Source organism: Bradyrhizobium australiense, from assembly GCF_013114825.1.
GTDB classification, from domain to species: domain Bacteria; phylum Pseudomonadota; class Alphaproteobacteria; order Rhizobiales; family Xanthobacteraceae; genus Bradyrhizobium; species Bradyrhizobium australiense.
Genome location: NZ_JAAVLX010000016.1, coordinates 65,821 through 92,082 on the forward strand (window position 1 = coordinate 65,821; position 26,262 = coordinate 92,082).

At 62.3% G+C, this 26,262-nt stretch carries 26 protein-coding genes, 1 tRNA gene and 1 pseudogene; 12 read left to right on the forward strand and 16 right to left on the reverse strand.

Annotation, left to right across the window (positions count from 1 at the left end):
- Positions 1-5: 5 nt before the first annotated feature.
- The 4 genes from HCN58_RS33485 to chpT form a co-directional block, all read right to left on the reverse strand.
- Positions 6-371, reverse strand: coding sequence for a response regulator (locus HCN58_RS33485; protein WP_028347253.1), 366 nt, complete (start codon positions 369-371; stop codon positions 6-8).
- Between the two features lie 51 nt (positions 372-422).
- Positions 423-893 (reverse strand): chemotaxis protein CheW, encoded by a 471-nt coding sequence (locus HCN58_RS33490; RefSeq protein WP_171583614.1) that lies wholly within the window; start codon positions 891-893, stop codon positions 423-425.
- A 13-nt stretch (positions 894-906) separates the two neighbouring features.
- A complete protein-coding gene (locus tag HCN58_RS33495) occupies positions 907-3,636 on the reverse strand; it encodes a hybrid sensor histidine kinase/response regulator (protein WP_171583615.1) in 2,730 nt (909 codons plus the stop codon).
- 191 nt (positions 3,637-3,827) lie between these two features.
- Positions 3,828-4,475, reverse strand: coding sequence for a histidine phosphotransferase ChpT (gene chpT / locus HCN58_RS33500; protein ID WP_171583616.1), 648 nt, complete (start codon positions 4,473-4,475; stop codon positions 3,828-3,830).
- Positions 4,476-4,625: 150 nt separating this feature from the next.
- On the opposite strand from chpT, the gene cysQ reads away from it, so the two are divergent.
- Complete coding sequence (gene cysQ / locus HCN58_RS33505) at positions 4,626-5,450, forward strand: 3'(2'),5'-bisphosphate nucleotidase CysQ (protein ID WP_171583617.1); 825 nt, start codon at positions 4,626-4,628, stop codon at positions 5,448-5,450.
- A gap of 135 nt (positions 5,451-5,585) precedes the next feature.
- Here cysQ and HCN58_RS33510 read toward each other — a convergent pair whose 3' ends face one another.
- Positions 5,586-6,092: a YHS domain-containing (seleno)protein gene (locus tag HCN58_RS33510; RefSeq protein ID WP_235984112.1), complete on the reverse strand. Its 507-nt coding sequence runs from the start codon at positions 6,090-6,092 to the stop codon at positions 5,586-5,588.
- A gap of 110 nt (positions 6,093-6,202) precedes the next feature.
- Here HCN58_RS33510 and HCN58_RS33515 point away from each other — a divergent pair, with 110 nt between their 5' ends.
- From HCN58_RS33515 to HCN58_RS33525, 3 genes are all read left to right on the forward strand, one after another.
- Entirely contained in the window at positions 6,203-6,805 is a 603-nt protein-coding gene (locus HCN58_RS33515) for a DUF1134 domain-containing protein (RefSeq protein WP_171583619.1), read from the forward strand.
- Between the two features lie 131 nt (positions 6,806-6,936).
- On the forward strand, positions 6,937-8,223 hold the full coding sequence (locus HCN58_RS33520; RefSeq protein WP_171583620.1) for a coiled-coil domain-containing protein: 1,287 nt from the start codon (positions 6,937-6,939) through the stop codon (positions 8,221-8,223).
- Between the two features lie 118 nt (positions 8,224-8,341).
- Positions 8,342-8,416 (forward strand) — tRNA-Val (locus HCN58_RS33525).
- A 97-nt stretch (positions 8,417-8,513) separates the two neighbouring features.
- On the opposite strand, the gene HCN58_RS33530 is transcribed toward HCN58_RS33525, so the two are convergent.
- Together HCN58_RS33530 and HCN58_RS33535 are read right to left on the reverse strand one after the other, a co-directional pair.
- Positions 8,514-8,663: a hypothetical protein gene (locus HCN58_RS33530; protein ID WP_171583621.1), complete on the reverse strand. Its 150-nt coding sequence runs from the start codon at positions 8,661-8,663 to the stop codon at positions 8,514-8,516.
- A gap of 102 nt (positions 8,664-8,765) precedes the next feature.
- Positions 8,766-8,966, reverse strand: a complete 201-nt coding sequence (locus HCN58_RS33535; protein ID WP_028351264.1) for a hypothetical protein — start codon at positions 8,964-8,966, stop codon at positions 8,766-8,768.
- A gap of 181 nt (positions 8,967-9,147) precedes the next feature.
- Here HCN58_RS33535 and HCN58_RS36885 point away from each other — a divergent pair, with 181 nt between their 5' ends.
- On the forward strand, positions 9,148-9,279 hold the full coding sequence (locus HCN58_RS36885; protein WP_283814677.1) for a hypothetical protein: 132 nt from the start codon (positions 9,148-9,150) through the stop codon (positions 9,277-9,279).
- Positions 9,280-10,271: 992 nt separating this feature from the next.
- Here HCN58_RS36885 and HCN58_RS33540 read toward each other — a convergent pair.
- Positions 10,272-11,053 (reverse strand): annotated as a pseudogene (locus HCN58_RS33540) (SDR family NAD(P)-dependent oxidoreductase).
- Between the two features lie 786 nt (positions 11,054-11,839).
- On the opposite strand from HCN58_RS33540, the gene HCN58_RS33545 reads away from it, so the two are divergent.
- The gene (locus HCN58_RS33545; RefSeq protein ID WP_171583622.1) at positions 11,840-11,986 is read left to right on the forward strand and encodes a hypothetical protein; all 147 of its coding nucleotides are present in this window, start codon (positions 11,840-11,842) and stop codon (positions 11,984-11,986) included.
- 8 nt (positions 11,987-11,994) lie between these two features.
- Here the strand turns inward: HCN58_RS33545 and HCN58_RS33550 are convergent, their stop codons facing one another.
- From HCN58_RS33550 to HCN58_RS33570, 5 genes are all read right to left on the reverse strand, one after another.
- Positions 11,995-12,135: a hypothetical protein gene (locus HCN58_RS33550; RefSeq protein ID WP_171583623.1), complete on the reverse strand. Its 141-nt coding sequence runs from the start codon at positions 12,133-12,135 to the stop codon at positions 11,995-11,997.
- 101 nt (positions 12,136-12,236) lie between these two features.
- On the reverse strand, positions 12,237-12,416 hold the full coding sequence (locus tag HCN58_RS33555) for a hypothetical protein (RefSeq protein WP_171583624.1): 180 nt from the start codon (positions 12,414-12,416) through the stop codon (positions 12,237-12,239).
- Positions 12,417-12,539: 123 nt separating this feature from the next.
- Complete coding sequence (locus HCN58_RS33560) at positions 12,540-13,859, reverse strand: M20/M25/M40 family metallo-hydrolase (protein WP_171583625.1); 1,320 nt, start codon at positions 13,857-13,859, stop codon at positions 12,540-12,542.
- 22 nt (positions 13,860-13,881) lie between these two features.
- Positions 13,882-14,397, reverse strand: a complete 516-nt coding sequence (locus HCN58_RS33565) for a hypothetical protein (protein ID WP_171583626.1) — start codon at positions 14,395-14,397, stop codon at positions 13,882-13,884.
- 151 nt (positions 14,398-14,548) lie between these two features.
- Positions 14,549-16,096, reverse strand: coding sequence for an acetolactate synthase large subunit (locus tag HCN58_RS33570; protein ID WP_171583627.1), 1,548 nt, complete (start codon positions 16,094-16,096; stop codon positions 14,549-14,551).
- Between the two features lie 226 nt (positions 16,097-16,322).
- Here HCN58_RS33570 and HCN58_RS33575 point away from each other — a divergent pair, with 226 nt between their 5' ends.
- The 4 genes from HCN58_RS33575 to HCN58_RS33590 all read left to right on the forward strand — a co-directional run bounded on the left by HCN58_RS33575 (position 16,323) and on the right by HCN58_RS33590 (position 19,763).
- Entirely contained in the window at positions 16,323-16,925 is a 603-nt protein-coding gene (locus HCN58_RS33575) for a L,D-transpeptidase (RefSeq protein WP_171583628.1), read from the forward strand.
- 52 nt (positions 16,926-16,977) lie between these two features.
- A complete protein-coding gene (locus HCN58_RS33580) occupies positions 16,978-17,595 on the forward strand; it encodes an HD domain-containing protein (RefSeq protein WP_171583629.1) in 618 nt (205 codons plus the stop codon).
- A 194-nt stretch (positions 17,596-17,789) separates the two neighbouring features.
- Positions 17,790-18,527 carry a DUF2927 domain-containing protein gene (locus HCN58_RS33585; protein WP_235984122.1) on the forward strand — a complete coding sequence of 246 codons (738 nt, stop codon included), beginning with the start codon at positions 17,790-17,792 and terminating at the stop codon, positions 18,525-18,527.
- Between the two features lie 237 nt (positions 18,528-18,764).
- Positions 18,765-19,763: a LysR family transcriptional regulator gene (locus HCN58_RS33590; protein ID WP_171583631.1), complete on the forward strand. Its 999-nt coding sequence runs from the start codon at positions 18,765-18,767 to the stop codon at positions 19,761-19,763.
- A 12-nt stretch (positions 19,764-19,775) separates the two neighbouring features.
- Here the strand turns inward: HCN58_RS33590 and HCN58_RS33595 are convergent, their stop codons facing one another.
- The 3 genes from HCN58_RS33595 to HCN58_RS33605 form a co-directional block, all read right to left on the reverse strand.
- The gene (locus tag HCN58_RS33595; RefSeq protein ID WP_171583632.1) at positions 19,776-20,879 is read right to left on the reverse strand and encodes a M48 family metallopeptidase; all 1,104 of its coding nucleotides are present in this window, start codon (positions 20,877-20,879) and stop codon (positions 19,776-19,778) included.
- Positions 20,880-20,899: 20 nt separating this feature from the next.
- A complete protein-coding gene (locus tag HCN58_RS33600; protein ID WP_171583633.1) occupies positions 20,900-22,051 on the reverse strand; it encodes a DUF898 family protein in 1,152 nt (383 codons plus the stop codon).
- A gap of 196 nt (positions 22,052-22,247) precedes the next feature.
- A complete protein-coding gene (locus tag HCN58_RS33605; protein ID WP_171583634.1) occupies positions 22,248-23,420 on the reverse strand; it encodes an isovaleryl-CoA dehydrogenase in 1,173 nt (390 codons plus the stop codon).
- A gap of 222 nt (positions 23,421-23,642) precedes the next feature.
- Between HCN58_RS33605 and HCN58_RS33610 the strand changes: the two genes are divergently transcribed.
- Both HCN58_RS33610 and HCN58_RS33615 read left to right on the forward strand, forming a co-directional pair.
- A complete protein-coding gene (locus tag HCN58_RS33610; protein WP_171583635.1) occupies positions 23,643-24,914 on the forward strand; it encodes a cytochrome P450 in 1,272 nt (423 codons plus the stop codon).
- A gap of 31 nt (positions 24,915-24,945) precedes the next feature.
- Positions 24,946-26,220 carry a cytochrome P450 gene (locus HCN58_RS33615; RefSeq protein ID WP_171583636.1) on the forward strand — a complete coding sequence of 425 codons (1,275 nt, stop codon included), beginning with the start codon at positions 24,946-24,948 and terminating at the stop codon, positions 26,218-26,220.
- Positions 26,221-26,262 lie beyond the last annotated feature (42 nt).

The window sequence follows — 26,262 nt, forward strand, 5'->3', positions numbered from 1 at the left end:
AGAGATCAGATCAGGCCGACTTCCTGGAATTTCGCGGTGACGATGTCCTTGTCGAACGGCTTCATGATGTATTCGTTGGCACCGGCATGCAGCGCCCGCGCTATGTGCGCGACGTCGTTTTCGGTGGTGCAGAACACCACCTTGGGCGCGTCGCCGCCGGGCATGCGGCGCAGATTGCCGAGGAATTCGTAGCCGTCCATGACCGGCATGTTCCAGTCGAGCAGAACTGCCTCAGGCATCGCGCGCTTGCAGACCTCAAGCGCCTTCTCGCCGTCCTCGGCCTCGACGATCTGAAAGTCGAGACCTTCAAGGATGCGTCGTGCGACCTTTCGGATGACGCTCGAGTCATCGACGACCAGACATGTTTTCATTTTAGGCTCCACTTAATTCCCAAGAGGGATGTTCCATTCCAGGTTGGATTGTCATGCCGCCATCAGGTCGGGCATGATTTCGAGAACGCGATCGACGTCGAGGACGACCATGAGCTGGCCGTCAAGGCGGTGCACGCCGCCGGCGAGCTTGGCGAAGCGGGCATCGAGGTTAACGGGGTTTTCCTCGCGGCCATTGTCGGGCAGCCGGAGCACCTCGCCGATCTGATCGATCAGAAGGCCGTAGGACTCGCCGCGCAGGTCGACACCGACCGCCATCGGCGGCTTGCCGTCGTCGTTCTTCGGCAAGCCCAGCCGGGCGCGCATGTTGACCACGGTGACGATGCGGCCGCGCAGATTGAGCACGCCGGCGATCTCAGCGGAGGACAGCGGCACCCGCGTCAGCCGTTCCGGCATGAACACGTCCTGCACCCGCGAGATCGGCAGGCCGAACAATTGGCCGCCGATCACGGCGGTGACGTATTCGGCCACAGTGCCCTCGATGGTCTCGGTCTTGGTTGTCATGAGCTAATTTCCCTTATGCCGCGCGTCGGGTCTCGGCGGTCTGTTCCTTCAGCGCCGCGATCAGGCCGGGACGGTCGAACTTGGCGACGTAGTCGTGGAAGCCGGCCTGCCGCCCGCGCTCGATCGCCGCCGGTGACACCAGCGAGGACAAAGCGATGATCGGCATCGTGCTCAGATTGTTGTCGGCCCGGATCGTCTCGGCGAACTCGAAGCCGTTCATGTCGGGCATCTCGATGTCGGTCAGCACCACGTCGAAGCTGTGGCCCGAGCGTAGCGCCGACAGCCCCTCCTGCGCGTTGACGGCGACCCGCACCTTGTAGCCGGCGGCTTTCAGCACCGGGGCCAGCATGTTGCGGAAGAAGGCACTGTCGTCGACCAACAGCACCGATTGCGCCGTCGAGGAGGCCCGCATCTCCTTGCGCGAGAACCAGTCGGCAAACGCCATCGGCAGGAAATGACCGACGTCGATCACCTCGGTGGCCTGGCCCTTGATTACGGCCGACCCCAAAATGCCGTCCTGCTGGCCGGCGACCTCGATGTGCAGCCGCTCCTCGACGATGTCGATGATCTCGTCGACCACGAGCCCCATCGAGCGGCCGTCGTCGGCAAACACCAGGATCGGCTGCGCGCCAGTGGTCTGGACGTTGACCCCGGCCATCTGCACCAAGGGCATTAGCTGGTCGCGGTACTGCACCATGTAGCGGCCGTTCGAGAGCTCGATCTTGTCGGTGGCAATTTCTTCCAGGCGGGTGACGAGGCCGAGCGGCACCGCCTTGGGCTGCGAGGAGCCGGCGCGGAACACCAACAGCGAGGTGAGCTGTTCGCCGGACATGGCATGCGCGGCGGAGGCCTCGTCGGCCATCTCATGGGCCGAGGCGCCGGAGGCGCCGAGCGCTTTCGCAATGCCGTTGGGGTCGATGATCATGATGACGGCGCCATCGCCCAAAATGGTGTTGCCGGAGAACATGTCGATGTGCCGCAGTTTGGTCGACATCGGCTTGACCACGATTTCTTCGGTGTGGAACACGCCGTCGACCACGATGCCGAAGGTCTGGCTGCCGACCTGCGTGACCACGATAAAGCCGTTCTCGGGGTCGCTGGAGGAGCCGTCGTCGATCTTCAACAGCTTCTTTAAATGCATCAGCGGCAGCAGCTTGTTGCGCAGCCGCAGCACCGCGGTGTCCTTGATGCGCTCGATGCGGTGTTCGGAGTTGGCGCGGGCGCGCACCAGCTCGACCACCGACAATTGCGGGATCGCAAAGCGGTCGCCGGCGGCCTCCACGATCAGGGCCGAGACGATCGCCAAGGTCAGCGGGATCTTGATGGTGACGCTTGAACCCTCGCCGGCCACGCTCTTGATGTCGATGGTGCCGCCGATCTGGTCGATATTGGTGCGCACCACGTCCATGCCGACGCCGCGGCCGGAGACCGAGGTGACGGTGGCAGCGGTGGAGAAGCCCGGCGCGAAGATGAACTTGTGGATTTGGGCTTCGGTCATCTTCTCCAGTTCGGCCTCGGTGACGAGACCGTTCTGCAGCGCTTTGGCCTTGATCCGCTCGGTGTTGAGGCCGCGGCCATTATCCGCAATGCAGATGATGATGTGGCCGCCCTCATGATAGGCCGACAATCTGATGGTGCCCTGCTCGCCCTTGCCGGCGGCGAGCCGCTCGGCCGGGGTCTCCAGGCCGTGGTCGGCGGAGTTGCGCACCATGTGGGTCAAGGGATCCTTGATCAAATCGAGCACCTGGCGGTCGAGCTCGGTATCGGCGCCGTGCATCTCCAGTTCGATCTGCTTGCCGAGTTCGCCGCTTAGGTCGCGCACGATGCGCGGCAGCTTCTGCCAGGCATTGCCGATCGGCTGCATCCGCGTCTTCATCACGCCTTCCTGCAGCTCGGCGGTGACGTTGGAGAGCCGCTGCAGCGGCACCTTGAACTCGGTGTCCTCGTTGCGGCGGGAGATTTCCAAAAGCTGGTTGCGGGTCAACACCAGCTCGGAGACCATGGTCATCAGGTGCTCGAGGGTGTCGACGTTGACGCGGATCGACTGGTTGGCGATCTTGTCGGCGACCTCGCCGTCAGCATCCATGGCAACCGGCTTCCGGGCGGGTTTGGCCTTTACTTCCTTTGCCGCCGGCGCAGCCTCGGGTTCAGCGGCAGCCTGTTTAGCAGCGGGCTTCGGCGCCGGGGCTATTTCGGTCGCGGTCTCGCGGAACGCGCGCTCGAGGTCGTCGAGCGAGACTTCGCCCGGGCGCAACGGGCGTTCCAGCACCTGCTCGACCAGCGTGCCCGAAGTGACCTGGGGCTTTACCGGCGGTGCGGCTACGACCGGCGCAGGCGCGGGTTCAGGGTGCGCTTCCGCCGCATGGCTGCCACCTTCGGCCATCGCATGCAGCTTCTCGATTAAGTCTTCGTCGGTGCCTTCGGGCTCGGTCTCGGTGGCTTCAAGGCCAGCAAGGATTTCCTTGATGCGATCGATGCTGCTCAAGATCAGCGTCACGGCTTCGGCCTTGACCGGCATGCCGTCGCGGAACTTGCCCATCAGGGTCTCGCCGGCATGGGCGAGCGCCTCGAGCCGCGGCAGTCCCAGGAAGCCGCAGGTGCCCTTGATGGTGTGGACCAGGCGGAAAATGTTATCGAGGATCTTCGCGTCGCTTGGGTCCTGCTCGAACCGCACCAACTGATTGTCGACCGTATCCAGGCTCTCGCTGGTTTCGGTCAAAAACTCCCGCAACAAATCATCCATGAAACTGGCCTTCGTACGCACCGGCACGCGACATCGACGCGCCTACGGAACAGGGCCAGCTTCTATGCAAAGCGTTTAATATTGGTTGAGCAAATGGAAAAGAACGGGATCAACAAAGAGATAAGACGACAGAAACGAATTCTGCCGTCTGTTTTCAACCGTTGGTTAACCATGTCGGCGCAACGGCGCGCTCAGGAAGCAGTAACAAGCACCTTTTCCCCGTCGAGCGCCAGCGTCACGCTCAGCCCGCAGGCCTGTGCCAACAGTCGCGTATAGTAAGGCTGCACCGCATGCGCATCGACGGTCGCCGTCGAACTCGCGCTCACGAGATCGGCGATATTCTGCGGCACGCGGGCGTTGAGGCCGGAAGACGTGACGCGAAAACCCATCGTCTCGCCATCGCCGATCGGATCGATCGTCAGCGTGCCGCCGCGCGGGATGGTTTGCTGCGCGATGATCAGCATGTTCAACAGCAGCTTGACGCGGTTCTTCGGCAACAACAGCCGCGGCAGATTCCAGGTGATGGTGATCTTGCCGTCCTCGATGTGGCCGCGCGCCATGGTCTGGGCGTCGCCGAGATCGATCTGCGCACCGGACGATCCCGCAGCGCCAAACGCGAGACGGCAGAACTGCAGCCGTGCGGAGGCGGTCTTGGCGCTCTTGCGGATTAGATCGAGCGCGAAATCGCGGTCTTCGGGCTTCGGGTTGTCGTCAAGCACCTCAAGCCCATTGACGATCGCGCCAACCGGGCTGATGAGATCGTGACAAACTCGCGAACACAACAGCGCCGCGAGTTCGAGGGTATCGGGAGCCGGACCGGGAGACGAAGTGCCAGACATCATGGGTTCCTGGAAAGCCGCCGCGTCGCAAATTGCTGGCGGGCCGTTACGAATCACGCGTGCTTATCGGTTTGATACACTGCGCAGCCCTGTGCTGCCAGCAGGGGGCGGCAATGGTAAGGCAGGACGAACAGCAAATGGGCCGAGCTCATGACTGAGGCACGTCCACCGGCGCTCGGTCATGAGGCCGCAGCAGCGCTGATCGAACCGCTGACCGAGATCGTGATCCGGGCCGGCGCCGCCATCCTCGCCGTCAACCGTTCCGCCATGAAGGTTGACGGCAAGATCGACGGCTCGCCGGTAACGGAGGCCGATCTGGCGGCCGATCAAATCATCGCCGAGGGCTTGGCCCAAGTGGCACCCGAAATACCTGCGCTGTCGGAAGAGCGCGCCCAAACGTCCGCGCTGCCCGATAAGGAAAGCTTCTTCCTGATCGACCCGCTCGACGGCACCAAGGAATTCGTCGCCGGCCGCAACGAATTCACCGTCAACGTGGCGCTGGTGACGCACGGGACGCCGCTGCTTGGCATTATCAGCGCACCTGCGCTCGGGCTGATCTGGCGCGGCATTGTCGGACGCGGCGCGCAACGGCTGACGCTCGGCAAGGGCAAGCCGCTCGTCGAGCCGATTCGTACCCGCCCTTGCCCGCCGCGCGGCCAGCCATGGACGGTGGCGGTCAGCCGCTCGCATGGCGACGCCAGGACCGAAGCCTTTATTGCCGAAAGACCGGGGGCAGTACGGTGCGAGCTTGGCTCGGCGGTCAAATTGGGCCGGGTGGCCGAAGGCTCAGTCGATATCTATCCCCGGCTGTCGCCCACTTCGGAATGGGACGTAGCGGCGGGCCATGCAGTCGTCGCGGCTGCCGGCGGCAGGATCACGGATTCAAACGGCGCCGCCCTGCAATTTGGCACGGGACGGATGGGCTTCATCGTTCCGGAATTCATCGCCTGGGGCGACCCGAAGGTGGTGCCCTGAGCGCGGCCCGTAGCCGGCAATATCCGTAGCCCGGGCGAGCGACCCCCGGGAACGGTGATCACGAAAACAACGTGTATTCCATCTGGCCGGCACTGTCCCCGGGGGTCGCTTCGCTCGCCCGCGCTACGGCGCAAGCTACTGCGCCAGCCCTTGCTCCAGCACGGGCCAGCGTACGGTAGCCTCTTTCAGGAAAGGCAAGGGATTGGCCGCAAAAGCATCGCGGTTGTCCTCGCGGCCGAACAAATAGAGCCGCTGGCCCGCAACCACCCAAAAGCGCGGGTTACCCGCATACGTTACCCCTCGCCCCAGATCGACCGGGTCATAGCCGCCGAACTGGGGCCCGTAGATCTCCGGATGCGCAACGAAAGAGGCGCGATTGCCCTCGTTGCGGAAGCGCCAAACGGCGCCGGCTTCGCGAGCCTCGATATCGGGTAAACCTTCGACGGCCATGGATTCCGTAAAATAGGCGACGGGATCGAAGCCTTCGATCGCGAGTCCGGAATAGCGGTTCACCACCACCCGCTCGGTGGTCGCGGCGCGCGCGGCAAAATCAAGGCTGTGCGTGCAAAAAAACCCTGCCAATAAGGCAAAAAGGGCTATTTGGCGGCGCGAACCGTATCTTTCCTGCCGTTGTGCCGTCATAGTTGGTGCCGATAACATGCGAGTCGAGGGGACACTGGGCGCAACCTAGAGCCATGCTTGTTGGCGTCAGGTTAAGGCGGCGGCCAGAATTCGATGCCAGGGGTTCTTTCATGACGTTTGCTTCACGCCTTGCCGCGGTGACGTTCGCCGCGCTGATGTGCTGGACCGTGCCAGCTTCTGCGCAGCAGCCGCCGGGGCAATACCCGCCGCCGCAGCGCCAGCCGGGGCCCGAGACCTTTGGACCCGATGAACTGGTCTCAGCCGGGCACAAATTCTTCGGCAACGTCTCGCGGGGCCTGGCGTCGATCATCGAGCGCGCGGTCAGCCAATGGGGCCTGCCCAATGGTTACGTGCTGGGCGAAGAGGGCTCAGGCGCCTTTGTGGCGGGCCTGCGGTACGGTGAGGGCACGCTCTACACCAAGAACGCCGGCGACTTGCGGGTCTACTGGCAGGGGCCGTCGGTCGGCTTCGACTGGGGCGGCGACGGCGCGCGCACCATGACGCTGGTCTACAACCTGCCCGCCACCAACGCGATCTATCAGCGCTTCGTCGGCATCGACGGCTCCGCCTATATCGTCGGCGGCTTCGGCATGACCGCCCTGACCGCCAACAACATCGTGCTGGTGCCGATCCGTTCCGGCATCGGACTGCGGCTCGGCGCCAATGTCGGCTATCTCAAATATACCCCGCGCGCGACCTGGAACCCGTTCTAAGGCTATCTTCAAGCATAGACGCCAGGTCTCCCCGGACGGATTCAGGTTAACGCGGCATTGGGCTGGCGCAGGGCCGGCCTGGCGTGGCAATGTGATTAACAATTCCTAATCTCGTGTGGAGTAACCCATCCATGATCGAGCCGATCATGTATCTGGCGATCGGTTTTCTGGTCTCGATGTTGTTCGGCCTGATGATCGTGCCGCTGGTGCATAACCGTGCGGTGCGGCTGACGACCCGGCGGCTGGAGGCGGCGACGCCACTGTCGATGGCCGAAATCCAGGCCGACAAGGACCAGTTGCGCGCGGAATTCGCGATGTCGGCGCGGCGGCTCGAAATGAGCGTGGAGCAGCTCAAGAACAAGACCACGAGCCAGCTCGCCGAACTCGGCAAGAAGAGCGATGCGATCAACCGCATGAAGATCGAGCTCGGCGAAAAGAACGCCACGATCTTTTCGCTCGAAGCGCGCGAGAAGGCGATGAAGGAGCAGTTGCGCGCCACCGAGGAAGAATTCGCGGCCAAAACCGAACTATTGCGCAACGCCGAACAGGCGCTGACCGACAAGCAGGCCGAACTCGCCAGGATCAATCACGAACTGAACAACCGTTCGATGATGGCGGACAGCCGCCAGGTCGAGCTGGTCGCGGTGCGCACGCAGATCGAGGAACTGAAGGGCCGCGTCGGCGACGCCGAGAAGGAATTCTCGGCAACCCAGGCCCGCCTCGCGCAGGAGCGCGCTGAGTCCGAGCACGCGACGCGTGAACTGGCGGAAGCGCGCAGCCGCGTCGAAAACTTGAGCCAGCGCGTCACCGATCTCGACCGGCAATTGATTGTCCAGATCAAGGAAGCGGAGATGCTCGGCAACCGCGTCAACGACCTCGAAGCGCGGCTGGCGATGCAAGGCAAGATTCTGGCCGAACGCGAGTACGAGAACAATCAGCTCCGGCAGGCGAACGAAAACGCCGAACGCGCCGCGCGCGAACTGCGCGAGGAGATCGCAGGCATGAACGGCGGCAAGTCGCCGATCGTGGAAAAATTGCGAGCTGAGAAGGCGGCGGTGGAAGAGCAGCTCCGCATCGCCCGCGACGAGCGCGCGAAACTCCAGCGTGACATCAACGCGATCCAGCAGCAGGCCGAAAGCTCCTGGGCGACCGAGCGGATGGAGAACGCGCTGCTACGCGAGCGCATCAACGACATCGCGGCCGAAGTTGCAAAACTCGCGATGCAGCTCGAGGGACCGAATTCGGCGATCGAGGCGATGCTGGCGGCGGAACCGGCCGTGTCGAAAGTGCCGGCCAAGCCCGCCAACGACGTCGCCGGCGCCGTCCCCGCAGCCATGTCGGAAGGCGGCGGGACGCTGGCCGAGCGCATCCGCGCGCTGCAGTCGCACGCTTCGCGGGCCCGCCAGCAGGGGGCGTAATTCCCCCTGCCCTGCCGCCAAAACGCGACGTTGCGGCCCGACTGATCGCTTGACACTAGGGGTTTGTCCTTCGTAAATCGCGGGCTCTGACGGGGCTCACTGTTCGCCCACACTTCCCGGACGCATAGCTCAGCGGGAGAGCGTTCCCTTCACACGGGAGAGGTCCAAGGTTCGATCCCTTGTGCGTCCACCATCCAAAGCCCCGTAAATCGGGGTTTTTGTATTTGGGATGTGCCTATTCGGCAGATATCGCACGCGTTCGCGCGCAGGCCCATCGAAATCGGCTGATCTTATTCGATGCGGGCTTTTTCCTTCAGGTCGCGGATGCGAATTTCGGCCTCTTCCTTCGAGGTTACGATTTCGGACTCATCGGGGACGCGCGCCTCGCGGCTGAGCCTTTTCAATTCCTCAAGCTGTTCATGCGTGGGTTTTTCGGTCATGGGCACCTCCTCTGACGGGGCAACCGTGTCAAGAACGTCCTGTTCCCTTTGAAAAAGACCGTTGAGACCGCCACAGGATGAGAGAGGTCAGCCAAGGCGGCCTTACTCCGGCGCCCGCATGCCCGGCGAGCGGAGCCATTCGTTTAGCCGAGATGCGGCTTCCATCTGCCGCGCCCGCCGCAACAGCAGCTCCCGGGCCATGCCGGGCTGCGCCTCCCTTGCCGCCTCTCTGAAGCGCTTGGCCTCTTCCGCCAGCCGCTCCTCGAAGGTCTTCTCGTGTTTGATGCGCCGTCGTGTTGGCATGCCCGTGATCCTCGTTCCCGAGGGCCATTGAAATCCGGTGCCGGATCGCCGTCTGTCCGGGACCAGACTCATCAGGCTGGCTGCTTTCTTTCAGCCAATAAGTCGCGGCCCGTAGTTTGCCCGTCTTGCCGGAACACGATTCGCGGAGCGTCGTGGTACCGGCACTTTCCGGGAGCGAAACATGCTTAAAACCCTTCTTGTGATGACGGCCATCACCATCATCGCCGGCGCCGCGGTGATCGCTGTTTCCGAACTCCTCACCCGTGCGCGCCACCCCCAAGCCGGTCCGCCGCCGCGGCGCCGGGCGTTTTAGACGCGCCCCGCATTTGCAGCGGAGCCTTTATTGCAGGCCATCAGCAGAAAGGGCCCCAGCGGCGGCGCTGAGGCCCTTTCAGTGAATGTCGCATCGGGGATATGCGACATGCGATCCAATGCGGGTCGCAGATTTTCGTTCCTATCGCGCGATCCGCTTCTCCACCCGGTCGCGAGCCAATCTTCTTGAGCGCCCTTGCGCGGGCAAGAAAGAGGTCGCTCAACCGAGCGTCTTTCCTTTTAGGCCAGCGCGGCTAGGCCAAGTCCGGTCAACCGCACTGTCGGATTCAAATGGGGGAAGTTACTTCAAGCGGCATGCGGGTTAACAACCGTGTACCCGCGTAATGAGCGCGCATGAATTCTCGTTGCGTGGCCGCCCGAGTTCGCATCGTATGCCATCCACATATCGCCTTCGACGTGTCGCTCTAGAACGAAAACGTGCCCACGTCGCGCAGCGACCATTCCGGGTGCTGGCGATGTCCGTGGAAAGCGCAGCCAGTTGGATGCGAGATTTAGGCCGGGCATGATCCGACCGAAGACACGTATAGACGCACCACAGCCACAAAATGAGCGGGGGCAACCGGCCGGACGACCGCCGACAGTTTGACCGCGATCAACACTCACGTCCGCCAATTCGCGACGGGAACTCTGTGCGGTCACTTCGTGGGTGTCAGAACTAATCCGCTCACGACGCGGCTGCAAAAACGAGAAGTCGCAGGGCATGGTCACGTTGCATTCGGATATTTGACCGGTATGGGAAGGGCGGGCCTCCGAAGCGATAGACCCGGTTACAACAAGGACGGCCGCAACAAGGACTGGTTTAAGCATGCAGGACTCCAGATTAGACAGTCCTGCCCCGCAATAGAGGCCAATAACAGTTTGGCGAAAATGCGTTTAAGAGCGGCCGGTGGTTCCACATGCGGAACCCTGCCGTAACGAGTGGGGCGGGAGCAGCAAAGCTCCTGCCTGAAGCGGGTACGAGGACGGAGAAACTTATCTGCGTTTTCGCAGCTGAATGCGACCGACTGCCGCCAGGATAAACCCGCGCGGAAACAGCCGCAGCAGAAACGGAACAATCTTCATGCCGAGGCCGGGCAGCACGACGCGTTTGTTCTGCATCAACCCGCGATAACCTGCCTGCGCGACGTCATATGCCGAGACGTTCAGGATTTCGTGCTCCAATCCGGGTTGAATCCGGGCTCGCGTCTGAAATTCCGATGACACGGAGCCTGGACAGATCGTCGTCACGCGAACGCCCTGCGGAGCGAGTTCCTGGCGCAGAGCCTCGCTGAACGACAGGACATAAGCCTTGGACGCATAGTACACCGCCATTCCTGGGCCCGGCAGAAATCCGGCAAGCGAACCGAGATTGAGGATGCCGCCACGATGCCGGATCAGGCTCTCGGAAAACCGCAACGACAAATCGGTCAACGCGACGATGTTGACGGCGATGATGCCGAGCTGCTCAGCCCGATCCAGTTCGATCGCATAGCCGAAAAGACCGAACCCCGCATTGTTGACGACGAACTCGACCTCCACGCCATCCGCGGCCAGAGCCGAGACGATGTTGTCGCAGGCCTCGGGGTGTTCGAGGTCGCAACAAATTAAAATCGGCGCCGTGCCGCCACCGGCGACAATTTCGCTCGCCAACGTCGTCAGGCGATCCCCGCGTCGGTCGACCAAGGCTAATCGATGGCCATTTGATGCAAAGACGCGCGCCAATTCGGTGCCATTCCCGCCGATGCACCGGTAATCAGCGTGACGCGCTCAACCATGCATTACCCTCAAGCGGGACAGTAGCGGATCAGCCCTGACGATCAAACCACTTCAACGACAGGTCTCGCGATACCGTCGGCAATTCCCCTCGCCTTGTTCGCCCAACCTGTCCTTGTTCAGGCAAGCCGCTCTTAATTCTTGACACAGGTCGTCGCCTCGGACCCGCCTTTCACAGGTCTCCCGATATCGGCGGCAACCGCCTTCGCCGCGCTCACAGGAACGTCTCAGCTGATCGCATTGCCCGTAGACACGAACTCCGCCAGGACCAATTTCCAAGCCCTGGGACGTAGCTGGACGGGGCAATAGAGAGATCGCCATCAGCAGGAAAAAAGCCAATGCAGATGTTCTCATGTTCGATCCCCGGAAATAGTTGTCGAGGCAATAGTAAGTAGACGTTACTGCATTGGTTCCTTGCTGAAGCAACCACCGAGCCGCAGCGGCGCGGCATCCGGTATGCTCGCTATCGGCATTATGCTCATGTGTCGGTAGGGTCAAAACCGCTGCACATCGAATGGGCGGCTTTTCGCAAATTCAGTTCTCAGTTCGATCACCGATGCCCGATGACGCGAACCGATCGCCGGAGAGTAGAATTACCGCGTAGAAGCTCGTCTTCACCGTACTGCGTCATAAGTCCCTAATGGTGAGGAGCGCCAACGGGTCCGCGCGTCTCGAACCAAGAACCCCTGTCTATGGCCTCCATCCTTCGAGACGCTCGCTCTGCGGGCTCCTCAAGAATGAGGGGTTTGAGCAGCTATGACGCAATTGCTCGCCGATCGGTTCGTCAAATGGCTGCTGCGCACCGACCCGAAGAGGCCGGAATTCTGACGCTGTTCTTATTTCCGGTGTGGTGCCCGCTGGTGTTGCCCGGTCTCTTGATGGGGCGCAAGGCAGGCCGGCTCGTGACCGGCGGCAAGCGGGTCGCGCAGAGATAAGGCTTAAGTCAAATCCCCAGCACCCAGATCGCAACGATGGTGCCCAGCGTCGCTAGCCCGCTGATGGTCCATCCGGTTGCGTAGGAAATCTCGTCGTCGCCGGTGCCGCGCATTTCGTCGGCGCCTGTACTTGCAGACCGCCACTGCATGGCATTGCTCCAAAAAGCCTGCCCGCAAGTGTAACGTCGGTCCGGTTTCCCGGTTCCACTTTATTTGGAGGCCGTCCGAGAGACGGCGCACGAGTCTTCGATCAGACGAAGGAAAGCCGGCGCGCGTCGACCGGTGCGGTTTCGCTTTCGTCGCCGACGATGATGGTGACTTTCCACCCCTCGCTGGCCCAGACCCGCGCTTTGGCGACAGCCACCAGCATGCTGCTTCGGTCCATCCTGACGGTCTCGTCCTTACGTTCCGCCACGATCCTGTACGCCATGCCACATCCCCTACGCACGTAGAACTACTGGGGAACGACGTTCGGTTACCGCTTTGGCGGCAATTGGCCGACAATTTGTCCAATCGGGGGCATGGTTAACGGCGCTGGGGACAATTTGGGTGCCTATTTCACGGTGTTTCGCACCGCAAGCGTCGGTTTGGTCACGCCGTCGAGGCCGGTCAGCATCAATACCGTCAGCAGCGCGTTTTGCGGGCCGTACCAGGCTTTGGTTGGTTTGTACCATTCGTTGCGCGAGTGCCAGTTGCCGCCCTCGCCGCCGCCGCCGATGGTCACGGCCGGGACGCCGAGCGACATCGCGATGTTGGAATCGGTGGAGGAGCCGGCAAAGGTCGGCCGCGCTCCCTTTGTGACGGCGGAGACGGCGCCCTGGGTCGCCTGCACGATCGGCGAATCCATCGCAACAATGCCGGCTGGGCGGTCGCCGATCAGTTTTGCCTCGACCGTCATCTTGTCGGATTTCCAGCGCGCGTTCTCATCCGCCACCGCCTCCTTGACGAGCTCGAGCAGTCGCGCCTCGAGCTTGAGTAGTTCCTCGGTCGAATTCGAGCGCATATCGACGGCCATCCGCGCTTCCGCGGCGATGGCGTTGACCGAGGTGCCGCCGGTCACGGTGCCGACGGTAAACGTGGTCTTCGGATCGGACGGCGGCTGCAGCTCGGAAATTTTCGCGATCGCGCGGCCCATGGCGTGGATCGCGCTCGGCAGCCCGAACTCCTGGAACGAGTGCCCGCCGGGTCCCTTGAAGATGAACTCGTAGCGATGGCTGCCGGTCGCCTGGTTGACGACGCGGGTGATGCCGAGCCCGTCGATCGAGATGAAGCCGTCGATATCGGTGTGATCGCGGAACAGCGCCTTCACGCCGCGGAGATTGCCGAGCTCTTCCTCGCCGACCGTTCCGACGAACAGGATGTCGCCGACGGTCGCGATCCCGTTTTCGTTCATCACCTTGATCAGCGACAGCAGCGCTGCAAGGCCGCGCGAATCGTCGCCGATGCCTGGCGCTACGATCGCGCCATCCTTTTCCTTCACCGTGACATCGGTGCCTTCGGGAAACACGGTGTCGAGATGCGCTGATACCACGAGCTTGGGCCGGCCGCCGCCACTGCCCTTGCGCAACGCGAGCACGTTGCCTTCGGCATCGATCGAGGCATCCTTGAGGCCGAGTTCCTGCATCCGCTTCTGAAAATATTCGGCGCGGACTTTTTCCTTGAACGGCGGCGCCGGGATTTCGGTGATGCGCTTCTGTTCGGCAAAGGCCCGCTCGTCGTCGGCCTTGATGTCGTCGAGCGTCTTGACGATCTTGGAATGGGCGAGAATGGCTTCCAGATCGGCCGCGGAAGCTTGTGCCGCGGCCTGCTGCCCCAGCGCGTGCTGTGCGACGGCGGCAAATGCGATGGCCAGGATTGATCGGGTGAGTGTCATCAGAAATCTCCGTTCGCAGGCTTCATCCTGCGCTTAGGCCTGCATCCTTCAGCCGTCCCGCGAACCAGCCGGACAGGGCGTGATCGAGAACGCCGCTGGTATAGACCTCCGACGCCGTCACGTGCGTCTTGCCCAACGTCAGCAGCACGCCGATCCAGTAGGCGAACCACAAATGCGGATCGGTCAGCGCGCGCAGCTTGTGCTGGTCATGTTCGAGCGGCTGATGATTGGCCGATTTGCGCACCTCGACCGCGAGCAGATTGTTGGGAATGGCGCGCTGGTGCACCACGATGTCGGGATAGATGGATTTTGCCAGGTGATCGTCGGTCGAGACGATGGATCCGTGCGGCAGCCGCAGCGTGCGGTCGCCGAGCCGGTCGTATTCGCAGTCGATCTCCCAGCCCGGGAACTGCTTTTCGAACTGAACCGCCAGCCGGTGCGTCAGCGCGCGCTCGCCGACGTCCCGTTCGAGCAGGAAAGTTTCGCGTGCGTAAAACTCGTGAAGTGCGGTGACGACCTTGTTCAGTTCGGTCTGCATCTGGCCTCCCACAAGTCGCGCCGTCATTGCGAGCGCAGCGAAGCAATCCATAAAGCCAGAAAGCAAGACTGGATTGCTTCGTCGCTACGCTCCTCGCAATGACGATCTCATTGTTAGCGGCATTCCTGCTATCTCAAACGATCGTCCCTTTTTACATCTGCACTTCGATCAATCGCGGTCCCGGTTCGGCGACGGCTTCCGCCAGCGCCTTGTTGAAGTCGTCGGCATTGGCGACCGCGCGGCCCGGCACGCCCATGCCCTTGGCGAGGGCTACGAAGTCGAGGTCCGGACGGTCGATCTTGAGCATGTCCTGCGCGCGCTGCCCCGGCTCGCCGGCGCCGACGCCGTCGAATTCGCCGCGAAGAATCTGGTAGATCTTATTGGCAAATACGATCGTGACGACGTTGAGGCCTTCGCGCGCCTGTGTCCACAGCGATTGCAGGGTGTACATCGCGCTGCCATCACCGACCATGCAGATCACCTTGCGGTCCGGGCATGCGACCGCAGCACCCGTCGCGACCGGCGTCGAGAAGCCGATCGAGCCGCCCATGTTCTGCAGCCAGTCGTGCGGGGCGGCGGCGGCCGTCGGCGGAAAGAAGCCGCGGCCGGTGGTAATGGATTCATCGACCACGATAGCATTTTCCGGGATCGCCATCGCGATCGCCTGCGCGATCGAGGCATGCGTCAGCGCGCCGGTCGGTTTTGCAATCTCGACCAGCCTTTGCGGCTGTCGGTCAGTCGGTCCCGCGTGAAGCGCGCCAGCCAGCGCCTCCAGCGCGGCGACGGAATTTTCCGCGCCCGAGGTCATGCGATGCACCTCGCAGCCCTGGGGTTTGAGCATGCTCGGCTTGTTCGGATAGGCGAAGAACGCCACGGGGTCGTTGGCTTCGACCAATACGATGTTCTTGAAATCCTTCAGGATCGGCAGCGCCTGCTCGATCACATAGGGGATGCGGTCGATCGCGAACCGGCCCTTGCCGCGCGCCATGCGCGGGTTATAGGTCTGGCCCATCACCTTGCAGCCGGTCTTGCCCGCGATCTGGGCAGCCAGCGCCAGCCCGTGCTCGGTGAGCGCGCTGCCGGTCATCAGCAACAGCGTCGACGCGCCGCCATTGCGCAAAACCTTCGCGGCATGGTCGACCGCCTGCGCGGAATAATTGGCGCGCTGGGTTTCTGCCGGCACTAGCGCGATGCCGTCGGCCTCGTTCCAGGCGGTATCAGCAGGCAGGATCAGCGTGGCAATCTGCGGCGGCGAACTCTTGGCGGCGGCGATTGCCGCGGCGCCGTCGGCGGCGACGGATTTGGCATCCGGCGAGGTCCGCACCCAGGACGACATCGGCCGTGCCAGCCCTTCGATGTCTGATGTCAACGGAGCGTTGTAGCCGATATGATAGGTCGCGTGCTGGCCGACGATGTTGACGATGCCGGAATTGGCCTTCTTGGCGTTGTGCAGATTGGCCAAGCCATTGGCGAGGCCGGGCCCGAGGTGCAAAAGCGTCGAGGCCGGCGTGCCCTTCATGCGGTAATAGCCGTCGGCGGCCCCCGTCACCACGCCCTCGAACAGGCCGAGCACGCAGCGCATCCCCTCGACCCGGTCCAGTGCGGCGACGAAGTGCATCTCCGAGGTGCCGGGATTGGTGAAGCAGACGTCCACCCCGCCCGCGACCAATGTCCGCACCAGACTTTCCGCACCGTTCATGGTCTCGTTCCTCTTCGCGTTTCGTTCTTAAGAGCCGTTGACGATCAAACATTGTTCGCACGTTTCGTCAAAGGTTTAGCGGAACAATGCAGCCATCGTTTCCGGCATGTTGTCTTTTTTAACCGCTCTGTTTGAAAATGCGGTGGTCACAGGCTCGTTGCTTGCGAAATCGCAGCAGGTGTGGCCTGTCTCGACCTTCTGTTCTGATTTTTCGTGAGGGAGAACGATGGCCCGGGCTTTTGCTTTGCTGTTTGCGGCGATCACGATGCTGGTGGGGGCCGGCCAAGCGCAGGCCCAAGGTCTCTTTCAAGGTTTCTTTGAAGACTCGCGCGACATCATGGGCGGCGGCCCCGGTTTCTTCCGACCCGGCATGCCCAGCGGATCGAGCCCGATCCCGCGCACGACCGTGAACTTTGCCGGCAACTTTGCCCCCGGCACGATTTTCATCGATACCGCCGAGCGCAGGCTCTACCTCGTGCTCCCCAACGGCCGGGCAATCCGCTACGGCATCGGCGTCGGCCGCGACGGCTTCCGCTGGAGCGGAACCCACCGCATCACCGCGAAAAAGGAGTGGCCGAGCTGGACGCCGCCGTCGCAGATGCTGAGGCGGCGGCCGGATCTGCCGCGCCACATGGCCGGCGGCATCGACAATCCGCTCGGCGCGCGGGCAATGTATCTGGGATCGACGCTGTACCGCATCCACGGCTCCAACGAGCCCGAGACCATCGGACAGGCGGTCTCCTCCGGCTGCTTCCGCATGACCAATGAGGACGTGACCGATCTCTATAGCCGCGTTTCCATCGGCACTCCGGTTATCGTGAGGAATTAGGCAGCGTCCACTTCTCGGCTGCCGTACCGGCTCGTCTTGAATAGGTGAGTGGATGGAAAACGAAGCTAGCCGAATCCTGGAATTCCTGGGGCTCTCGGAGCGGCTCAAGCGCGAGCTGCGGCATAGCTGGCTATCGGATGGGCGACGCGAGAGTGTCGCCGAGCATACGTGGCAGATGGCGCTGATCGCGCTGCTTGCATACCGTCATCTTGAGCATCCTGTCGATATTGGACGCGTGCTCAAGATTATCCTGGTGCACGATCTGGTGGAGGCCTTGGCCGGGGATATCCCCTATTTCGAAGTTGGCGAGCGAAAAGAGCTCAAGGCAGAACGCGAACGTGCGGCCATCGAAGAGATCCGAACCCGGGTTGCCGGCGACACTGGACAGGAAATATTCGAGCTGTGGCACGAATTTGAAGCGCATACGACGGCTGAGGCCAAATTTGCTACGGCGCTGGATAACCTTGAAGTGCAAATTCAACACAATCTTGCGGACTTCGGAACGTGGGAGCCGATTGAATATGATCTGGTCTACACAAAGATGGACGCGCGATGCTCGCACGATGCCTTCCTGGTCGCGCTTTGCAATGCAGTAAAGGCGCAAGCCGAGGCCAAGATGATTGGCGCTGGAATAGACGTGGCCTCAATCAAGGCAAGGATTGCCAGCTGATAAATCCGCTTCCGGAGTACAGATCCTGACGGGCAGTGCGGCGGGAACTTGCACCGCGCCGTCAGCGATCGTTTGAACAACCCTTGCACGCACGCGCCAATTGCTGCAGCGTTGTTTGAATGCGCACGCCCCGCCGATTCCTGTATGTACGGACGCTAGCGGCTGCCCTTAGCGCGCTAGCGCTCGGCGAAACCATGGTGCCGTGCACGGCTTTCGCCGATATTCCTGCCGTCGCGCAGCGTCAGCGCACCGAGAAAAAGATCTTCACCGACAACGAGATCGTTGAAGGCTTTCTGAAGGTCGCCTTCGGCGCCGAATATCATCTCGCCGGCCGCGTCGACCGCATCCGCAAATATGACGCCCCGGTGCGGGTGTTCGCCGACGGCACGCGCGCCGACCGCAAGGCGCAGCTTGCGAAAATCGTCACCGACATCGCCGCGCATATTCAGCACCTCGACATCGCCATGGCCGAAGCCAGCGAAGACGCCAATGTGCAGGTCAAGCTGGTGCGCGACCGCGATCTCCAGCGCACCATCACGACCTTCTACGGTAGCGAGCGGGCGCGCGAGATTCGCTCTTCGCTCGACCCGCAATGCCTGTCCGGCTTTCGCAAGAACGAGAAATTCGAAATCGAGCATTCCGACGTGATCCTCACCGTCGACAATGGCGACTTCGTCTTTTTCGACTGCGCCTATGAGGAATTGCTGCAGTCGCTCGGACCGATCAACGATACCTCGAGCGTGCCCTGGACCATGTTCAACGACAATGTGTCGATGGGCTATTTCGACATTTACGATCAGTATCTGTTGAACCTTCTCTACGATCCCCGGATCAAGCCCGGCATGACCGTTCAGGAGGTCAAGGGGTTGCTGCCGGATGTGCTGGCCGACGTGCGCGCATGGGTGCGCAAAATCAATAACCTGCCGCAGTGACCGGCCGCGCTCCGGTTCCGCCTCGGGCGGCCGCACATCGGGAGAATGCCTCAAGCCCGCAGCCTCGGGCGCTCCGTGACGCGTCCACGGGCCATGCAGCGGTTGAACAACCCGCCGGGTGCTCGCTATTCACCTATTTTCCAACGACAACGCCAAGTTTCATCAACGAAAGTTTGTGACTTCCAAGAGCAAATCCTGTCTAATGGGATTCATGGGCGCTTCCTGTAAGTCTTTCAAATGAACGACCTGCCGCGGATCCAAGCCTTGCGTTGCTTCATTACCGTGGCCCGGGAAGGCACGGTGTCGCGCGCGGCCACGTTGCTGCATTTGACCCAGCCTGCCGTCAGCCTGCAACTGAAGGGCCTGGAGGAGAGCACCGGGCTGCAGCTTTTCAACCGGACGCCGGGCGGCTTTACCCTGACAGAGGCGGGTGCTGCGCTACTGCCGCTGGCGCACCGGACGGTGTCAGCCTCGGCGGATTTCAGGACGGCAGCGGATTCCCTGCGCGAATCGCTGCGGGGCACGCTGCGCGTCGGCACAATCCTGGACCCAGAGTCGATCCGCCTCGGCCCGTTCGTGCGCAGCCTCGCGACCTCCTCGAAGAAGACCGAAGTCTTCCTCCGCTACGGCATGCCGGACGACGTCCTGGCGCAGATCGGCAGAGGCGAGCTCGATGTCGGATATTATATCGATGCCGTTCCCGCCGAATGCCTCGCGTCAGGAATGCTGTCTGAACGGGCCATCGACGATGGCAAGTTCCAGCTCATGGCGCTGACGCGCTTCGACTACCGCGTGATCGCCCCTCGCGAATGGAGCAGCAAGGTGCTGGGCAAGGACTGGGCCGACCTCGCCGACCTGCCCTGGATCGGGACGCCGCATGACTCGGCGCATCGCAGGCTGGTCGACGACGTGTTCCGTCCGATGGGCTCATCGCCGAAGCGCATCGCCTTCGCCGATCAGGAAGAAGCCGTGATCGATCTTGTCGAAAGCGGCAATGGCCTCAGCCTCGCCCGCGACAGCGTGCTCGACCGCATCACGAGCAAACGGAATTTCGTGATTGCCGACAACGTGGCGCTGACCTGCGATCTCGGTTTTGCCTGCCTGACGGCGCGGCGCCACGAGCCGATGATCTCGCAGGCCTTCGCGGCCATGCAGGCGGTATGGGATTTAAAGCCGGCCGGCGCGGCGCCTGCGCCGATCGAAGCGCCACGATCGCGCAAAAGCGCCAGAACGTAGCCCCGCGCCGGCTCAGGATTTGCCGCCGCAGATCGCTTTCAGTGATCGCCATTCCTCTGAAGTCAACAGCGGCGGCCCGCTGGCTGGCGGGTCCTGCCGGCTCATCCGGGCCAACCGGTCCTCGCTCAGGGGATGGCTGGAGATGATGGAGAGGCCCTTGCCTTCCTTTCCAGTGACCCGAAGCAGCAATTCACCGGTTGGCTTCGCCGGCCGGCCGAGCCGGTGCATGACGTCGATCGCAAAATGGTCGGCGTCGGTCTCGGCCTCACGCGAATGGGACGAAGTCACCAACGTGCGCGAGCCGAAGATCAGCGCGCTGGAACCCGTGATATCGCCGAACAACAACCCGATCAGGAACGAGGTGCCGCCGTTGTGGATCAGTCCACGCATGCTGTCGCGATGCTTGAGATGGCCGAGTTCATGGGCCAGCACGCCCGCGATCTCATCGGCGTTCTCGGCCTTCGCCAATAATCCGTTGAACAGATAGACCTTGCCGCCCGGCAGCGCGAAGGCATTCGGAACCGAACTCGACAGCACGCCCGACTGCACCGACGTGTCGAGGCCCGCGGATTCGCGAAGCGCCGTTACGAGTTTGACAAAGGCCTTCTGCCCGGCCGCATTGTCGCAAACCTTGGCATCGAACATCGTCTTGACCTGGCTGTCTGCGACATCGCCGAGCCGCCGTTCGAACGCTTCCGGCACCAGCGGCGTGAGGCGATCGGCCGCGAGCGGAAGTCCGAACAGCACCACGGCGACGATTGAAGCCGCGGCCGCGAGCGACCAGCCGACGATGGCGGCAACGCCGCGGCGGCCGATCATGTGATCATCGATATTGGTGCAGCGCGAGACGAGTTCGTTGGCAAGTCCGGTGTCGCGAACCTCCAGCCGCGCCAGCGCAGGCGCGGTCAGGCAGTTCAGGCGCAGCATACCGGCCGGGCTGTCGGCGCGGCGGATATCGGCGTAGGCCCATGCCGCCAGCGCTTGTTCGCCGTCGTTGATCTCGAGCCGGTCGGCAAAGCGGAGCGTCACCATGCGCCGCCGGCTCGACGTTCCGTCGAAATAGGCCACCGAGCCGCCCAGCGGTGGATTTGGAGGCACTGATATATCGCTAGCCATGGCCATAAGAGCCCTTAAGGCTAGAAGCCGCCGACATCGAGGCCGTCAGCAAATCCTTCGCCGAGCGCGTTGGCCATCTCGCCGCGCGCCGAAACGTTGGCGGCCGCGTCGATACCACTGATGTTGACCGATCCGAGCACCCTGACCCAGAGATCACGCAACAGATAGACCCGGATAACGATATTCATCGCCAGCGCGAACGCGAGATAGCCGATGCCTGCGAGCACCAGAAGCGGGATGCTTTTTGCGAATTCCTGCGACTTGAAAAATTCGCTGAATGCATCGCCGCTCATGCCGGCGACCAATACCGCCGCCAGCGCCAGGTAGGCCGAGAAGACCAATCCGAGCACGACGATCCAGCCGATGACTTTCCAATACAGGCCGATCAATGCGCTCTTGGGCAATGACGATTCCAGACGCACGCCGCCGAACCGGATGCCCGAGAGCCACCAGCGCCATTCGATTGCCTTGAAGGCTCCGTAAATAAAGGGCGCGAGCGGGAACACGTAAAACGCGATCGGCGTGAGTAGCCAAAGCCACCAGCCGCGCTTGAAGAACTCCCAGCCGCGCCCCTCAAAACTGCCCTGCAGGTCGCCGTAGAAGGTGTGGCGCATCTTGTAGCGTTCGAGCGCCGCCGTGCGCCACGGCAGCGCCAGCCCCAGCGTCACCGCCGACAGCAGGCCCCACAGGGATGCCTGCAAGGCATAGATCCAGCCCGAGCCGCTCATCCAGAACCGCACGCCGTGCCATACTGTGCGGGTCAGACGATAGCGCCGCGCGCGATAAATCGCGAACTGCCCGAACAGATAGAAGAATGCGATGAGCGGGATGCTGGCAAACGCCTGGATATGCTCGGCTTCGAGGCCGATTAAAAAATAGCCGAGATAGACCGGCACCAGGATCGCCAGCGCGACCAAAAATCCGATCAGCAATTCTTTGCCGCGGCCGGTGTATTCGGCGGCATCGCCATCGACATGGGTGTTGGCCCAGAGATGGCGGCGGATGTCGGTGAGCAGCCAGAATCGGTAGAAGCCGAGGGTGACGAATTCGAGGCCGGCGCCGCGCTTGACCAGATCAAAGAATTCGCCACGGCTGCCGGAAAACGCCACCGGCATCGGCGGCGGCATGGGCGAAGGCGGCGGCACCTGCGGGGGCCAGCTCATCTGGTTCATGGTTCAACTCCAGCGCGAACGGTAGCGGATCAAACCACAGATTTGCCGGTCGTTGTGTGATCCAGGTCCCACAGGTGTGTTGAAGTCTGCGGGTTTGGAACCAGGCGTAGCCGTCGCGCCACATTGGTACGACCTGCGTTGCGAGAGCCCCTCATCCCAACCTTCTCCCCGCAAGAGCGGGGAGAAGGAGCAGAGGCTAAACCGTCTTCTCAAACAGCTCCCGCCCGATCAGCATCCGGCGGATTTCGCTGGTGCCGGCGCCGATTTCATAGAGTTTGGCGTCGCGCAAGAGACGCCCGGTCGGGTAGTCGTTGATGTAGCCGTTGCCGCCGAGCAACTGGATCGCGTCGAGCGCGCACTGCGTCGCCTTCTCGGCGGCATAGAGAATCGCACCGGCCGCATCCTCCCGCGTGGTCTCGCCGCGATCGCAGGCTTTTGCAACCGCGTAGACATAGGCCCGTGACGCGTTCATCGTGGTGTACATGTCGGCGATCTTGCCCTGCACGAGCTGGAACGTGCCGATCGGCTCGCCGAACTGCTTGCGCTCGTGCACGTAAGGCAGCACCACGTCCATGCAGGCCTGCATGATGCCGATCGGGCCGGCCGCCAGCACCGCGCGCTCATAGTCGAGGCCGCTCATGAGCACGTTGACGCCGCGGCCGACCTCGCTCAGCACATTCTCTTCGGGAACTTCGCAATCCTCGAACAGCAGTTCGCAGGTATCGGAGCCGCGCATGCCGAGCTTGTCGAGTTTCTGCGCGGTGGAAAATCCCTTCATGCCCTTTTCGACGAGGAAGGCGGTGATGCCGCGCGGGCCAGCATTGGCGTCGGTCCTGGCGTAGACCACCAGCGTGTCCGCCACGGGGCCGTTGGTGATCCACATCTTGTTGCCGTTCAGCACAAAGCGGTCGCCCTTTTTGTCAGCGCGGGTTTTCATTGAGACCACATCGCTGCCGGCACCCGGCTCCGACATCGCCAGCGAGCCGACATGCTCGCCCGAGATCAGCTTGGGCAAATACTTCCGTTTCTGCGCCTCATTGCCGTTACGGCGGATCTGGTTGACGCAGAGGTTGGAATGCGCGCCATAGGACAGGCCGACGGAGGCTGACGCCCGCGAGATTTCTTCCAGTGCGATACAGTGCTCGAGATAGCCGAGCCCGGCGCCGCCATATTCCTCTTCCACCGTGATGCCGTGCAGGCCGAGCGCGCCGATCTTCGGCCAGAGGTCGCGCGGAAACTGATTGCTGCGGTCGATTTCGGCCGCGCGCGGCGCGATCTCGTTTTGCGAGAATGAGTGCACCGTCTCGCGAATTGCGTCCGCGGTTTCGCCAAGATCGAAGTTCAACATTCGATGGGCGTTGGGAATCATGATCGCCTCCCGGCGAATTAAACGTTGTTTCAAACAGACTTAATCTTCGAGACTAAGCTTGTCACGAGGCGAAATACGCCGGGGCCGCCCGAGATCGGCCGGCACTGCGATGCGGCCAAATGCGCCGAACTCGCCCTTGCGCCGGGGCACGGCTCGGGATGTAATAGGGTAAAACATCACCCGTTCGGCATGCTTCGTGCGGGGAATCAGGGAGAGCGGCTCATGCACGGAACTATCGATCTCGCCGGAGATTCTCATCTGCGCGCCGCGCGCGATGCGGCTCAATCCATGCCGCTGGCGGATTTCGATGTCGGCAATCCCGAACTGTTTCAGAACGATTCATTCTGGCCGTACTTCGACCGGCTGCGCCGCGAAGACCCGGTGCATTATTGCAAGGACAGCATGTTCGGCCCGTACTGGTCGGTAACCAAATACAACGACATCATGGACATCGAGACCAACCACGCGGTGTTCTCGTCGGCGGCTTCGCTCGGCGGCATTACCATTCGCGATGTCGCGCCGGACCTGCGCCGCGAAAGCTTCATCGCAATGGACCAGCCCCGCCATAGCGCGCAGCGCAAGACCGTGGCGCCGATGTTCACGCCGACGCATCTGGACCAGCTCGCGATCAACATCCGCAAGCGCTCCGCCGAATGCCTCGACAATCTTCCGAAGAACGAGGTGTTCGACTGGGTCGATCAGGTCTCGATCGAGCTCACCACGCAGATGCTCGCCGTATTGTTCGACTTCCCCTGGGAAGACCGTCGCAAGCTGACACGCTGGTCCGACATCGCGACCACGATCCCGCATCCGGGCGGCCTGGTCGAGACCGAGGACCAGCGGCAGGCGGAGCTGTTGGAATGCGCGGCCTATTTCGCAAGACTCTGGAAGGAGCGCATCAACCAGCCGCCGAAGAGCGATCTGTTGTCGATGATGGCGCATAGCGACGCCACCCGCGACATGGACCCGAAGAATTTCCTCGGCAATCTGATCCTGTTGATCGTCGGCGGCAACGATACGACGCGCAACACGCTCTCTGGCAGCGTCTATGCGCTGAACAGGAATCCGGATCAGTATCGCAAGCTGCGCGATACCCCCGAGCTGATCGACAGTTTCGTCCCCGAAGTGATCCGCTGGCAGACGCCGCTGGCGCATATGCGCCGCACCGCGCTCGAAGACATCGAATTCCGCGGGCATCAAATCAAGAAGGGCGACAAAGTCGTGATGTGGTACGTCTCGGGCAACCGCGACGAGGACGTGATCGACCGCCCCTATGAGTTCATCATCGACCGCGCCCGCCCCCGCACCCACCTTTCCTTCGGATTCGGTATCCACCGCTGCGTCGGAATCAGGCTGGCGGAATTGCAACTGAAGATTATCTGGGAAGAAATCCTCAAGCGGTACGACAATATTGAGGTGATCGGCGAACCGAAGCGGGTATATTCGAGTTTCGTCAAAGGCTACGAGACGCTGCCGGTCCGCATCGCCGCCTAGCCGCGCTCACTGTCACCCGGATAATCGAACAATGAACGTCCAGACTGCCGTCAGAGCCGACAAGAAAGAGCTGCTGCGCGCCGCGCGCGAGGAGGCATATTCGACGCCGCTGAAGGATTTTCATCCCGGTGCGCCAAAGCGGTTCCAGAACGACACCCTGTGGCCGTGGTTCGAGCGGCTGCGCAAGGAAGAGCCGGTGCACTATTGCGAGAATTCGCCGATCGAGCCCTATTGGTCGGTGACCAAGTACAACGACATCATGCATGTCGATACCAATCACGGCATCTTCTCCTCCGACTCCACGCTCGGCGGCATCTCGATCCGCGATGTGCCTCCGGGCTACGACTACCCGAGCTTCATCGCGATGGACCAGCCACGGCACTCGGCGCAGCGCAAGACGGTGTCGCCAATGTTCACGCCGACGCATCTGGACGAGTTGGCAAAACTGATCCGCGAGCGTTCGCAAAAGGTGCTGGACAATTTGCCGCGCAACGAGACCTTCAACTTCGTCGAGCGCGTCTCGATCGAACTGACCACGCAAATGTTGGCGACGTTGTTCGATTTCCCCTGGGAGGAACGGCGCAAGCTGACGCGCTGGTCCGACGTCTCGACCGCGCTGCCCAAGAGCGGGGTCGTCGAATCGCCCGAGCAGCGACGCCGGGAGATGGACGAATGCTACGCCTATTTCTCAAAACTCTGGAACGAGCGCGTCAATGCGCCGCCTAAAAACGATTTGCTGTCGATGATGGCGCACAGCGATGCGACGCGGCACATGGACCCCGACAATTTGATGGGCAACATCATCCTCCTGATCGTCGGCGGCAACGATACTACCCGCAACACCATGAGCGGCTCGGTGCTGGCGCTGAACGAGCACCCCGACCAGTATCAGAAGCTGCGCGAGAACCCTGCCCTGATCGATTCGATGGTGCCGGAAGTGATCCGCTGGCAGACGCCGCTCGCCCATATGCGCCGCACGGCGTTGGTCGATACCGAAATCGGCGGCAAGAGGATCAGGAAAGGGGACCGCGTCGTGATGTGGTACGTCTCCGGCAATCGCGACGAGGAAGGCATCGAGAGGCCCGATGAATTCATCATCGACCGCGCGCGCCCGCGCACCCATCTGTCGTTCGGCTTCGGCATCCACCGCTGCGTCGGCATGCGCCTCGCCGAGCTGCAGCTCCGGATCGTCTGGGAGGAAATGCTGAGGCGTTTCGATCGCATCGAAGTGGTCGGCGAGCCGAAGCGGGTCTATTCGAGCTTCGTGCGCGGCATCGAGCAGCTCCCGGTTCGCATTCCCGGATGAGCGGCGAGCTCAACCCTGCCTGATCACTACAGGGCGCAAAAG